Source organism: uncultured Lactobacillus sp., assembly GCF_944327175.1.
Classification (GTDB): Bacteria; Bacillota; Bacilli; order Lactobacillales; family Lactobacillaceae; genus Lactobacillus.
Genome location: NZ_CALVGT010000042.1, coordinates 15,234 through 28,092 on the forward strand (window position 1 = coordinate 15,234; position 12,859 = coordinate 28,092).

Annotated in this window: 12 protein-coding genes; 3 read left to right on the plus strand and 9 right to left on the minus strand. The window is 49.8% G+C overall.

Translation table 11 applies throughout. The features are described 5' to 3' along the window. Window positions 1-28: 28 nt before the first annotated feature. Both Q0J41_RS05495 and Q0J41_RS05500 read left to right on the plus strand, forming a co-directional pair. Window positions 29-169 carry an SPJ_0845 family protein gene (locus tag Q0J41_RS05495; protein ID WP_003612588.1) on the plus strand — a complete coding sequence of 47 codons (141 nt, stop codon included), beginning with the start codon at window positions 29-31 and terminating at the stop codon, window positions 167-169. Between the two features lie 133 nt (window positions 170-302). Further along, the gene (locus Q0J41_RS05500; protein ID WP_296227154.1) at window positions 303-1,910 is read left to right on the plus strand and encodes an Mbeg1-like protein; all 1,608 of its coding nucleotides are present in this window, start codon (window positions 303-305) and stop codon (window positions 1,908-1,910) included. Window positions 1,911-1,955: 45 nt separating this feature from the next. On the opposite strand, the gene yihA is transcribed toward Q0J41_RS05500, so the two are convergent. The 7 genes from yihA to rpsO all read right to left on the minus strand — a co-directional run bounded on the left by yihA (window position 1,956) and on the right by rpsO (window position 10,013). Next, entirely contained in the window at window positions 1,956-2,558 is a 603-nt protein-coding gene (gene yihA / locus Q0J41_RS05505; RefSeq protein WP_296227156.1) for a ribosome biogenesis GTP-binding protein YihA/YsxC, read from the minus strand. Continuing rightward, window positions 2,548-3,801: an ATP-dependent Clp protease ATP-binding subunit ClpX gene (gene clpX / locus Q0J41_RS05510; protein ID WP_296227158.1), complete on the minus strand. Its 1,254-nt coding sequence runs from the start codon at window positions 3,799-3,801 to the stop codon at window positions 2,548-2,550. The genes yihA and clpX overlap by 11 nt, the downstream gene beginning before the upstream one ends. Window positions 3,802-3,952: 151 nt before the next feature. After that, window positions 3,953-5,278: a trigger factor gene (gene tig / locus Q0J41_RS05515; protein WP_296227160.1), complete on the minus strand. Its 1,326-nt coding sequence runs from the start codon at window positions 5,276-5,278 to the stop codon at window positions 3,953-3,955. A gap of 181 nt (window positions 5,279-5,459) precedes the next feature. Further along, window positions 5,460-6,650 (minus strand): elongation factor Tu, encoded by a 1,191-nt coding sequence (gene tuf / locus Q0J41_RS05520; protein ID WP_270448158.1) that lies wholly within the window; start codon window positions 6,648-6,650, stop codon window positions 5,460-5,462. A 181-nt stretch (window positions 6,651-6,831) separates the two neighbouring features. Continuing rightward, window positions 6,832-7,665, minus strand: a complete 834-nt coding sequence (locus tag Q0J41_RS05525; RefSeq protein ID WP_296227167.1) for a tetratricopeptide repeat protein — start codon at window positions 7,663-7,665, stop codon at window positions 6,832-6,834. Beyond that, window positions 7,652-9,523, minus strand: coding sequence for a ribonuclease J (locus Q0J41_RS05530; RefSeq protein WP_296227168.1), 1,872 nt, complete (start codon window positions 9,521-9,523; stop codon window positions 7,652-7,654). Before Q0J41_RS05530 ends, Q0J41_RS05525 begins: the two co-directional genes overlap by 14 nt. Window positions 9,524-9,743: 220 nt before the next feature. Beyond that, complete coding sequence (gene rpsO, locus Q0J41_RS05535; RefSeq protein ID WP_002879084.1) at window positions 9,744-10,013, minus strand: 30S ribosomal protein S15; 270 nt, start codon at window positions 10,011-10,013, stop codon at window positions 9,744-9,746. 205 nt (window positions 10,014-10,218) lie between these two features. On the opposite strand from rpsO, the gene rpsT reads away from it, so the two are divergent. Next, window positions 10,219-10,470 carry a 30S ribosomal protein S20 gene (gene rpsT, locus Q0J41_RS05540; RefSeq protein WP_270448164.1) on the plus strand — a complete coding sequence of 84 codons (252 nt, stop codon included), beginning with the start codon at window positions 10,219-10,221 and terminating at the stop codon, window positions 10,468-10,470. 71 nt (window positions 10,471-10,541) lie between these two features. On the opposite strand, the gene holA is transcribed toward rpsT, so the two are convergent. Further along, complete coding sequence (holA, locus tag Q0J41_RS05545) at window positions 10,542-11,531, minus strand: DNA polymerase III subunit delta (protein ID WP_296227182.1); 990 nt, start codon at window positions 11,529-11,531, stop codon at window positions 10,542-10,544. A gap of 30 nt (window positions 11,532-11,561) precedes the next feature. After that, the coding region (locus Q0J41_RS05550; protein ID WP_296227183.1) for a ComEC/Rec2 family competence protein at window positions 11,562-12,859 on the minus strand (1,298 nt) is incomplete at its 5' end.

The window sequence follows — 12,859 nt, forward strand, 5'->3', positions numbered from 1 at the left end:
ATTTCAATGGAAAGCAGGATATGGACAAATGGGTTTAACCTTTAAAAGACAAGACGACTTAGACAAGCTCTTCGACAAATTCGCCAGCGTTCCCGACCCGAAGAAAGCCGCTTCCGGCAAGGGCAAGGAAAAGGAAGACGACAAAGCTGCCGGCAAAGAGGCAAAGTAAGCCGCTTGTTGGCGGCTTTTTATATTTTATAAAAGTCGCTAAATTTTCCAGTAAATCTGCCCATCCCTGCCCTATTTAGTCTAAAATGAACTTGTAAGCATTTGCAATTATTTTCTTTAAGGATGTGAGCATCTTGGACAATAGCAATTTGCTGACCTACCTGGAATGGCGCGGCGACATTCCCTTGGAAAAGTCTCCTTTCAACGAAATCGACGCTTTAGTCTTAGCAATTTTTTCTTATCTTAACCTAGAAAAGTACATCCCTTCCGGCAACAAAGAAGTGACAATTAGCGAAATCGCCGAGAAATACTTCGCCTCTTCCTTCACCAGCCTGGACGCCAGCCAGTACCAGGAGCTCTTCCACTTGATGAGCGAAGCCGACCGCTTTAAGGATGCCCGCTTATCCCACTTCAACACCGTTTTGACTGACCAGTGCCAGTTCAGCGCCTTGAAAATCGTCCTTGAAGACGGCACCCACTATGTGGCCTTTAGAGGGACCGACGACACCCTGGTTGGCTGGCGGGAAGACTTTGAGATTTCTTTTAAAGAAACCAAGGCCCAGATCTTAGGGGCCCGCTACCTCAAGGACCTCCTGGCCGGCGACTCAGCTGACTACATCCTGGGCGGCCACTCTAAGGGGGGCAATCTGGCTGAATACGCTGCCTTGAATCTTCCAGAAGACTACCGGGACCGGATCAAGGCCGTCTATACCTTCGACAGCCCCGGCCTGGCCAGTGAAGCCGGAGTCAACTACAACGAGGACTTTTTGCAAAGGGTCCTCCACCGCTACGTACCCGACTTTTCCATTATCGGCCGCCTCTTTGAACCAAGAGAAGTCGACCCGGTCATCGTCTACTCAACCAATGGCAACATTGCCCAGCACGATACCTATTCCTGGCAGATCAAGGGCAGCCATTTCGTGACCCACAAGCGGCCCAATCCTGAGTCCCGGGTCTACAACCAGCTGATCAACCAGTGGATCGGGTCAGCCAACCTGGAAGAGCGGGAAGCCTTGACCCAGGACCTCTTTGACGCCCTGGCGGCCAGCGGGTCGAGCAAGATCAACCAGCTGGCCAAGAACGGCTTCGGGGGCTTCGGGGCCATCCTTTTGTCGGTGACCAACTCTTCAAGGCGGACCAAGTTCATTTTGGGCAATCTCTTTTCCTCGATCTGGCAGCTGATCAAGAACCAGCAGATCGGGGCGGCCCTGTTCAGCCGGGACACCTTGGCCGGCTGGCTCCTGGTCCTGCTTGGCATCATCAGTCTGACGGCACCTAACTATGCCTTCAAGGCCTTCGGGGTGCTGGCCGCTGTCGGGGGGATTATCTTCAGCGTCAAGCATATCCTCTCGGTCTCAGTTTCGGCTTTTAAGCCCCAGCAGAAGCGTTTCTTCTTAATTACCTACCTGGTCTTGTTCGCCGTATCTGTGGCCCTTTTATCGAGCAACCAGCTCCTGGTCTTTTTGGCCCACTACTTCCTGGGGGCCTTCCTGCTCTTCTTCGCCTATGGCCGGGTCCGCAAGATTATTTTGCGCAAGCAGACTGGGGTCTTCAGAATAATCATCACCGCGGCGGAAGCTATTATTGCTTTTGCCCTGGGGATCATCGTAATCATCAACCCAGAATACTTCAACCACCAGTCGATCATCGCAATCGGAATCCTCTTGATCATCTACGGAGACTTCAAGCTGGTGGCTGAGCTCTTCAACCACCGGCCGCAAATGCCGAAAAAGCACCGGTAAACGCAAAATGCCCAAAGGAAAATCCTTTGAGCATTTTGTTTTATCTTATTCTTCGTCCAATCTGGCTTGGATCCAGTCCTTGACCTGATCGACGTTCAGCTTGGTCACTGATGAAAATGGCAGGAAGGTCACATTGTCCTTGTTCAAGTTCAAGTGCTTTCTGAAGGCTGCTTCAGTCTTGTTGAAGGCATTCTTCTTGATCTTGTCCATCTTCGTGGCCACTACTAAAATCGGCAAGTTGAGATACTGGGCATAGTCATACATGGCAATGTCGTCGGCGGTCGGTTCGTGGCGGCCATCGATCAGCAGGATCAAGCCCTTGAGGTAGGCCCGGGTTTCCAGGTAGTCCTGGATCATTTCCCCGAACTCTTCCCTCTGCTTCTTGGAAACCTTGGCATAGCCGTAGCCCGGCACATCGACCAGGTAAAAGTCAGCTTGATCGCTGCCTACCCGGTAGAAGTTCAAGGTCTGGGTCTTGCCCGGCGATGAGGAGGTCCGGGCCAGGTTCTTTCTTTGCAAAAGGGTATTGATTAAGCTGGACTTGCCTACGTTTGACCGGCCAGCCAGGGCGATTTCATCCAAGCCGTCTTTCGGGTACTGGCTGGCTTTAACCGCGCTGACAGCAAATTCTGATTGGCTAATGATCATCGGCAACCTCTTCCAGTTCACGGCGAATCACCTTTGGCTCGCCAATCCCGGTAATCGTTTCCGGCGTGATGATGACCTTGCTGATGTCACTTTCGCTCGGCGTCCGGTACATGATGTCCATCATGGCATTTTCAATGATGGTTCTAAGCCCTCTGGCCCCCATCTTCCGTTCAATAGCCAGGTCAGCAATCTGCTTGACGGCGGCAGATTCAAATTCCAGGTCAACCCCGTCAAGAGAAAGCAGCTTCTGGTATTGCTTGACCAAGGCATTCTTTGGTTCAGTCAAGATCCGGACCAAATCAGCGCTGTCCAGCCGGTCCAAGGTAGTGATAATCGGAATTCGGCCAATGAATTCAGGGATCAAGCCAAACTTGACCAAGTCCCCGGTTGTCAAGAAACGGTTCCAGTTGTCATCGTCAACCTTGCCAGATTCTTGTTCTGCCCCAAAACCGATGGTCTTCTTGCCCAGCCGGTTCTTAACGATTTCTTCGATACCGTCAAAAGCCCCGCCGACAATGAAGAGGATGTTGGTGGTGTCCATCCGGATCATTTCCTGCTGCGGGTGCTTGCGGCCGCCCTGCGGCGGAATAGAAGCAATGGTCCCTTCCAGGATCTTCAAAAGGGCCTGCTGGACCCCTTCACCAGACACATCCCGGGTTATCGATACATTTTCAGATTTCTTGGAGATCTTGTCAATTTCGTCGATATAAATGATCCCCCGCTGGGCTCTCTCCAAATCATAATCAGCATTCTGGAGCAGCTTGAGCAGGATGTTCTCGACGTCTTCACCCACGTAACCGGCTTCAGTCAAAGTAGTCGCGTCCGCGATGGCGAACGGCACGTTCAAAATCCTGGCCAAAGTCTGAGCCAGGTAGGTCTTGCCGGACCCGGTCGGCCCGATCAAGGCAATGTTTGACTTTTGCAGTTCGGTTGAAGAATCAACATCCATTTGACTGATCCGCTTGTAGTGATTGTAAACCGCTACGGACAGAACCCGCTTGGCCCGGTCCTGGCCAATCACGTACTGGTCCAGTTCTTCTTTAATTTGCATTGGCTTGGGAAGCTCGCGCGCTTCCTTCAGTGAATCCAGACGCAGCTCATCATCAATGATCCGCTTGGCCAGTTCAATGTCCTCGTTGCAGATGTACACGCCGTTGCCGGCAATCATTTTCTTTACTTGGCTGGCAGATTTGCCGCAGAATGAGCATTTCACTTCTTCTGGATCTGTAAACTTAGTAGCCATGTATTCCCTCCTCTATTTGCTAAAGACTAGATTAGCATAAATACGGGCAACTTGCGCGAAATTAGCCTTGTATTTTTCATCAGCCTTGGCAAAAGAAAACCCCAAAAGAGGCAGTTGCCACTTCTGGGGGATTCAATCTATAGACAGGCGATTACTTGTCTTCTTCGTCTTCGCTGCTTTCTTCAAGCTTAGCCTTAGCTACTTGCTTAGCGCTGTCAGTGATCAAGTTCATTGCCTTGCGAACATTGATGTCGTGAGCCAGCATTTCGTCGTTCAAAGCGTTGCGAACTGCCTTTTCGCTCATGTTGTAGCTGTCTGCCAGGTCCTTGATTTCAGCGTCGATTTCTTCCTTGCTTGCTTCGAAGCCTTCCTTGGCTACGATTGCTTCCAAAACAAGGTTGGTCTTAACGCGTTCAGCGGCGTTTGCTGACAATTGGCTGCGCAGTTGGTCTTCAGTCGTGTTAGTCAACTTGAAGTAAGTTTGCGGGTCAATCCCTTGACGTTGCATGTCGCCCAAGTATTGGTTGAGTTGGTTGTCAACGTCTTCTTGGATCATCACGTCAGGAATTTCTTCAACAGTAGCGTTCTTGACTGCAGTAGTGATGGCTGCTTCTTGGATAGCTGCCTTAGCTGCTTCTTCCTTTTCAGACTTCAGTTCAGCCTTGATCTTTTCCTTCAATTCGTCAAGGGTTTCAACTGAGTCGTCAACGTCCTTGGCAAATTCGTCGTCAAGTTCTGGCAATTGCTTTGCCTTAACTTCGTGGATCTTGGTTGCGAAGTGAGCTTCCTTGCCAGCCAGGTCCTTTGCGCCGTAGTCTTCTGGGAAGGTTACGACAACGTCAACTTCTTCGCCGGCACCGTGGCCAACCAGTTGGTCTTCAAAGCCAGGGATGAAGGTGTTTGAGCCCAACTCCAGGGAGTAGTTTTGAGCTGAGCCGCCGTCAAATTCAACGCCGTCAACAGTACCAACGTAGTCGATGGTTACAGTGTCGCCGCTTTCAGCCTTGTCGTTCTTCAAAACCATTTCAGCGTTTTGTTCTTGACGCTTAGTCAATTCAGCGTCAATGTCCTTTTGGTAAACGCGGGTGTTTTGCTTTGGTACTTCGATTTCAGTGTATTGGCCAAGTTCAACTTCTGGTTCAACCGTTACGATTGCCTTCATTTCCCAGGCCTTGTTCTTGTCCATTGATACAGGAACAATTTGAGGTTGGCCAACTGCCTTGATGCCAGTTTCCTTAACAGCAGCGCTGTAAGCTTCTGGCAAAGCAAAGTTCAAAGCGTCTTCGTAGAGAGCTTCTTCACCGTAGTATTGGTTGAAGATTACACGGGAAACGTGACCCTTACGGAAGCCAGGTACACGCAAGCTCTTCTTTACGCGGTCAAAAGCCTTGTCCAGGCTCTTCTTGATTTCATCTTGAGAGATTTCAAAAGAAAGTTCACCAGTAGTCTTACCGGTAGTTTTCCAGTTAGCAGACATTAATCAAATACCTCCAATGTCTATTTTGAGTTTGCTACTTTGCATACTTAAATATCTTACCTTAAAGCCGGTCAAAAAACAATGAAAGTACTACAAAATAGGAGTTTTTGGATAAAAAAAGGCGTTCTTCTGAGAAGAACACCTTTTTACACTGTTAGAACTAAAATTTAAAAACTAAAAATTAGTCGTCAATTTCAGTAACTTGGCCGGCACCAACAGTTCTACCACCTTCACGGATAGTGAACTTAGTACCAACTTCGATAGCGGCTGGCTTGATCAAAGTAACTGAGAATTCAGTGTTGTCACCAGGCATAACCATTTCAGTACCTTCTGGCAATTCAATTTCACCAGTGATGTCAGTGGTGTGGAAGTAGAATTGTGGACGGTAGTCTGAGAAGAATGGAGTGTGACGGCCACCTTCGTCCTTGCTCAAGATGTAGACTTGACCCTTGAAAGTTTCGTGGGTCTTGATTGAGCCTGGAGCTGCCAAAACTTGACCACGAACGATTTGGTCACGGTCGATACCACGGAGCAATACACCAACGTTGTCGCCGGCTTCACCCAAGTCAAGAGTCTTGTGGAACATTTCCAAACCAGTTACAACTGAACTCAAGACCTTTTCTACCAAACCGACGATTTCAACGCTGTCGCCAACCTTAACAGTACCACGGTCGATACGGCCTGAAGCAACAGTACCACGACCAGTGATAGTGAAGACGTCTTCAACTGGCATCAAGAATGGCTTGTCAGTTTCACGTTCTGGAGTTGGGATGTATTCGTCAACAACGTCCATCAGTTCTTCGATCTTCTTTTGAGCTTCTTCGTCGCCTTCAAGAGCCTTCAAAGCTGAACCACGAACTACAGGAACATCGTCACCTGGGTAACCGTATTCTGAAAGCAAGTCTCTTACTTCCATTTCAACCAAATCGATCAATTCTGGGTCGTCAACCAAGTCGCACTTGTTCAAGAAGACTACGATGTAGTTAACACCAACCTGACGAGCCAACAAGATGTGTTCACGAGTTTGTGGCATAGGACCGTCAGTTGCGGCAACAACCAAGATAGCACCGTCCATTTGAGCGGCACCAGTGATCATGTTCTTGATGTAGTCGGCGTGGCCTGGGGCGTCCATGTGGGCGTAGTGGCGCTTTTCAGTTTCGTATTCAACGTGGGCAGTGTTGATAGTGATACCACGTTCCTTTTCTTCTGGAGCTGCGTCGATTTGTGAGTAATCTTCAGCTTGTGCCAAACCCTTCTTAGCCAACACAGTAGTGATAGCTGCGGTCAAAGTAGTCTTACCGTGGTCAACGTGGCCAATAGTACCAATGTTAACGTGTGGCTTAGTTCTAACGTAATGTTCTTTTTCTGCCATTAAAATGACCCTCCTGAAATTTTACAAGAAGTCCGTTGAGACAAAACTAACGGATGATTCTCTGTTGAATATTGTACTACTTTCCTAAGAAGTACGCTAGTAGCAATAGCGCAACTTCTTGAAAATATCCAAAAATGATTATACTAAATGCCGGCAAAAAGTAAAGTGATTTGCAAAAAGATTAATCACTATTTTTCTGATAGATTTTTTCCAGCAAATTCTGGCTCTCCCCACCCCGCTTTTGCCGTAAAAAACCGGTCAAGTCCCGGGCAAAAGCATCGGGATTAGTCACGTAATCTCCCTGGCAGGGATAAAGCTGGCCAAAAGCGAAATTTCCTTCAGCCAAGATCAAAGGCAGTTCGCTTGGGCGGTTTTGGTAGCGGCTGGCTAAAGAAGCGATAAATTCCCGGTAGACTGGGTCCTGCTTGAGCAAAGCTGTTTCAGCGGGCACAAAACTCTTCAAGTCCCCCAGGATCATAACCTGCATCTCTTCTTCAACCCCCAGCTTGACTAGGTCCTCGCAAACCGCCAGGCGCAAGGCGTAATTGGCCAAAGGATCCAGCAAAAGGCTTCTGGCAAAGGCCAGGTAAGTCGGCAAATCCAGCTTCAAAAGCTGCTCATACTGGCTTTGGCTGACTGCCTGCTTTTTTCTAAAAGCAAGCAGGATTTTCTCTTGTTCCTTTTTGTCTGCTGGCAAAACCGGGAAGTCGACCTCTCCCTCTGTCAGATGCTTGACCTGGAGAGCCTCAATCAAAAAATTATTGGCTGCCAGGACCTGCCCATACTCGTCACGCACTTCCTCCCGGGAAAAAAGATCAGGCAGTGCCTTGATAAGGGCATAAGCCTGATCTTCTTCCTTGTTTAAGCGCAAAAGCCGGGACAAGTCCAGAGCCAGGTCTTCGTCAAAACCCAGCCTTAGGGCCTCTTCCAAGTGCCCGCAGGCAGCCTGGTAGTCCCCGCCTGCTTCGGCCCGTCTGGCCAATTTCAGCAGGTTCTCTTGGCTAACGCTTGTCATCTGCCTCGCTGTCCTTCTTCTTGTTCTTGTTTACCGGCTTCTTGCCCTTAGCGGCTGGCTTCTTGCCAGTTTTAGCGGTCTTATTTGCCGGCCTGGTCTGCTTCTTGCGGTTTGGCTTCTTCTTAGCAGTCTTTTCCTTGCTACCTTCAGCCGCGTCTTCGGCCTTCTTCTGCATTGCCCGGTGCCGGTTCTGGTTGACTTCCATGACAACTGGCAAAACAACCGGCCGGCGGTTGGTCTGCTTGTAAAGGAACTTCTCCAGACTGGAGCGCATGTCTTGCTTGAGTTCAGTCCAGTCAAACTTCTTGTGTTCAAAGTTAGCCTGGATAGAGTCCTTGATGACCTGGATAGAGTCATTCATCAGCTTGTGGTTGGCCTTAATGTAGACAAAGCCCCGGCTAGTGACTTGCGGTTCAGACACGATCTTCTTCTTCTTGCGGTCAATCGTCACTACCGCGATGAAGATCCCGTCATCTGATAAAACTTCCCGGTCGCGCAAAACAATGTTGCCCACGTCGCCGACCCCGGAGCCATCGATCATCGTGTCTTCACCCGGCACGGCATCCCCGCGGAAGAACTGTCCGCGCTTAGTGTCGTATTCCAGGCAGTCCCCGTTTTGGGTAATGTAGACGTCGTCCGGGTCCATCCCGGTTTCAACAGCTAAGTCCTTGACTGCTTCCAAAAGCCGGTAGTCCCCGATAACCGGTAACAAAATCCGCGGCTTCAAGAGGTCGATCAAGGTCTGCAGGTCCCGGCCAGTCGCGTGGCCGGAAGTATGCATGTTGCGGCCAAGTTCAATAACCGTGCCGCCAGCCCGGTAAACCATGTCACTGGTGATGGCCACCGTAGTTTCAACAGCATGTGACGGAGTGGTAGCAATAAAGACCAGGTCCCCTTCGTGAATGGTGATCATCCGGTGGCGGTTGTTAGCCATCTTCTGCAGGGACTGGAGCGGTTCGCCCATCCGGCCGGTTTCCAAGATGACAGTCTTTTCATCCGGCACGTCCTTGAGTTCCTTGACCTTCATTAGAAGCCCGTCCGGCACTTCCAGGTAGCCCAGCTTCATGGCCGTGTGGACGATCTTGGCCACGTCCCGGCCAGTCAAAAGGACCCGGCGGCCGGTAGCGGCAGCAGCGTTAAAGACCTGCTGGACCCGGTTCAAGTTGGAAGCTTTACCGGCCACGATAATCCGGCCCTTGGCGTTTCTGAAGACGTTGGTGATGTAGGTGCCGACTTCATTTTCGCTGGCATTCGGGAAGACCGCTTCAGCGTTTGAGGAGTCCGGCAAAAGCGCCAAAACGCCGTTTTCCGCGATTTCAGCCAGCCGGGTCATGTCAGTGCGGTAAGCCGGCCGGGATGAAGGGTCAAACTTGAAGTCACCGGTGTAGACGATCTGCCCTTGGGGAGCATGGATGACGATCCCCAAAGAATCGGGCACTGAGTGAGTGGTGTGGAAGAAGGACACGCTGGCATTCTTAAAGTCGATTTCCGTATCGGCGTCGATGACGTTGAAAAGCTGGTTGTTCCGCCGCTTGTTTTCTCTTTGTACGTCGATCTTGGCCAGTTCAATGGTGAGTTTTGAACCAAAAACCGGAATGTCCCAGTCCCGCAAAATGTATGGCAGGGCCCCAATGGAGTCAGCGTGGCCGTGAGTCAAGAAGATCCCCGCCACTTGGTCGCCGTATTGCTTGAAGAATTCCATGTCCGGAATTACCACATCGATCCCAAACAATGAACTGTCCGGGTACTTGAGGCCAGCGTCCAAAACAAAGATTTCATCGTTTACCTGAACGGCAAACATATTCTTGCCCTGCTCGCGGACCCCGCTGAGAACCATGATTTTTAACTTGTCTGACATAAACCTCTCCTTTTCGTAATCATGTAAATCAATTCTTTGTCTGATAGATGCTTTATATGGATCTGTCGATCAAAACGCTTATAATCTTTTTAATTTTAACATAAAGGGCATAAGCATGATAGTCACTAATCCTGTAAAGGAAAAAGAAAGAAAAGTGAAGAGCAGAAAAAAGGAAAAAGAAAAGAGGCCGGGAAATCCCAGCCTCTTGGTAGGTCTTTGATTAACGACGCAGACCCAAACGAGCGATCAATGCACGGTAACGTTCCAGGTCGTTTTCTTGCAAGTAGCGAAGCAAGTTACGACGGTGACCGATCTTCTTCAACAAACCAACGTATGAGTGGTGGTCGTGTGAGTGTTCACGCATGTGTTGAGTCAAGTTGTTGATGTCTTCAGTCAAAACAGCAACTTGTACTTCTACGGAACCAGTGTCGCCTTCGTGGGTTGCGTATTCCTTGATGATTTCGTTCTTTCTTTCTTTTGAAACTGCCATGTTTCTGCACCTTTCTTTTTTAAAAAATTGCCCCGGACAGCGTCAGCCGTTAGGTGAAACGTAAAGACAACGTCCAAGGTTCACATAACAAATATAATCATACCCGATTTTTTAGAAAAAGCAAGTAAAATTTCTTCTTGCATCTGGCGCTGGCTTTCAGTATAATAATTTAGTGAATTTCAATCAGTTATTGGAGGTGAACCTAATGCCACAAATCAAATCTGCTATCAAGCGTGTTAAGACTCAAGCTGTTGCTAACGAACGCAATGCTGCTCAACTCAGCACTATGAGAACTGCCGTTAAGAAGTTTAAGGCTGCTCAAGCTGCTGGTGCGGACAACGCCTCCGAATTACACGTTGCTGCTATCCGTGAATTGGACAAGGCTGCTTCAAAGGGCTTGATCCACAAGAACAAGGCTAACCGTGACAAGAGTCGTTTGGCTAAGCTTGCTAAGTAATTAAACTAGCAATCAACAAAAGAGCGAGAAACAATCCGTTTCCCGCTCTTTTTTGTTTTTTCTCTTTTTCCCTAGCAGGTCAGGATAAAAGCCTTTAAAAAGCGGCTGCCCTGGTAGACCCCGCTCTTGTAGCGGTAGTCCAGCTGGATCAGCTGAGCCAGCATCTTCTTCAGCTGGCCGACCTTCGCCCTGGACTTCAAAGCCGTCTTGACCCGGTAAGGGTGGGCGGACAATTCCTTGGCGATCTCGCTTTCACTCCGCCTTCTCTGTCCCATCACCTTCACACAGAGCAAAAATTCAACTTGGCTGAAAAAGACCGCGACCAGCTGCAGGGGATAAGTCCCTTCTCGCAGCTGCCCGTCCAAGCGGTCGATGGCTTCTTGGTAGTCGCCTCTTAAAGCTGCCTCCAGAATAGCAAAAACGTTCTGGTCTAAGCTAAGGTCGATATTCCGGTCCACCAGGTCCCGGCTGATTTCCTGGCCATCGCTGATCGCCTTCAGCTTGTTGTAATTACCCAGGGCCACATCCAAAACCTGGTCGCTTCTCTCCATGAGCAGGTCCAGGGCCCCGCCAGCAAAGCGGTAGCCTTCAGCCTTGACTAAGGCCTGCATGACCCGGCCGCTTTCATAGCTTTTGACCGCGGTTGAGACCGTATTGAAGCTCTTTTCCACCTGCTTGGTCAGTTTCTTGCGCCGGTCCAGCTTCTCATAGCTGGCGACTAAAACGATCACGTCGTCAATCTGGTCCAGGTGACTGAAGATTTCCAGCAGCCGGTCACCTTGCTGCTTATATTTGGCCGGGAACTTTCCCGTCAAAAAGATGGGATTCTTAACTAAGACTATTTTTTGCTGGCTAAAGAGGCTGGCTTCCGCCAAGGCCGCGATCAAGTCGTCCAGCGGGTCGCTCTCGCAGTCAACCGTCACCTTCTCCAGGCCTTGAAAGGCTGCCTGCTGGACATAATTGTGAGCCAGGTAGTCATTTAAAAAAGCATCTGGTCCCTGCAACAGGACATTTGGATTTCCCGCCTGGCTGTTGGGAAACAGGGATATCAAATTTGGCAAGCCGCTTTCCTCCCTCTAAAAGTAAAGTCTTTAATAATGATAACACACCCGCCGCCCTTCCAGAAAACTGCTGAAGTATTCCCTGATGCCGTAATGCCAGCTGATCATCCCTTCTGTTTGAGTATTGAGGTAGGGAATCCTCAGCTGATGCAATTTGGCTAAAGTTTCCGGCTTGGGGTGGTGGTAGCGGTTGTTCCGGCCAGCTGAAATAAAGACTAATTTTGGCTGGATTGCCTGCAAAAACGCAGTTGAAGAAGAAGTATCGCTGCCGTGGTGGCCAAGTTTGAAGTAGTCAATTTTTAAATCTGGATACTTCTTGATAATTGCTTCTTCTCCTGCCTGGTCCAGGTCACCGGTAAAGGCCCAGCTTTTCCCAGCCAGGCGGCAAGTGAGCGACAAGGAGTCCTTGTTTTCCCCTTTCCCCGCTACTTCCGGGTGCAGAACCTGGAAGCTGATCGCTTCTTTTACCTCCATCCCCGCCTTCAGCTCAATCAGCTTGGTCTTCTCTACCCGGCCGGCTATCCTGGCCCGGAAGCTGGGATTTTGAATAAGACCCACCCCCATATATAGGCGCTTGACCGGCATTTCTTCGAGCAAGGGGCCTAGGTCACCGACATGGTCGGCGTCCTGGTGGCTGACGAAGACCCCGTCGATCTGGCTGATTCCCTGGGCTTTAAGCAAGGGAATGGTAATTCGGTCGATCTGGGGCCGGCTTCGCTTCTTTTGGCCAAAAGTCAGCTTGCCCCCGGTATCGATCAAGTAGACCCGGCGGCGGATGGGCGTCGTTAAAAGGATACTGTCGCCCTGGCCCACGTCGATGAAAGAGACCTGTCCTTCCAAGGGAAAGTGGATGCTGATAAAAATTAAGAGATAGACCGCCGCCAGAATATGGCGGTATTTCTTTTTCATCGTAATAAGATACAGGAAGGTCAAGGCAAAAAGCAGGGCCAGCTGCCAGGCCTTGACTTGGCCATAGACCAGCTGGCCAAAACCAGTTTTCGCCAGATTAGCCAACACCCCTTCCGCCGCCTCCAGGATTTTTTCAAAAAAAGCCGTTAGACCCGGCGGAGCCAGCAAAGCCAGGCCGGTCATGGGCATGACGATATAGTTGAAATAGGGCACGACTAAAATATTGTAAAAAATCGTGCAGACATTGACCTGGTAGAAAAAGTAGAGCAAAAAAGGCGTCAGCAGGCCGTTCAGCCAAAAAGCCTGCTTAAATTTCGGCAATTTCGCTGTCAAGACCAGGCCCAGGGCCAAACAATAGGTCAAGATCCCGCCCGTTTCCAGCAAAAGGCGGGGGGTAAAAAGCTGCTGGCAGCAATAAG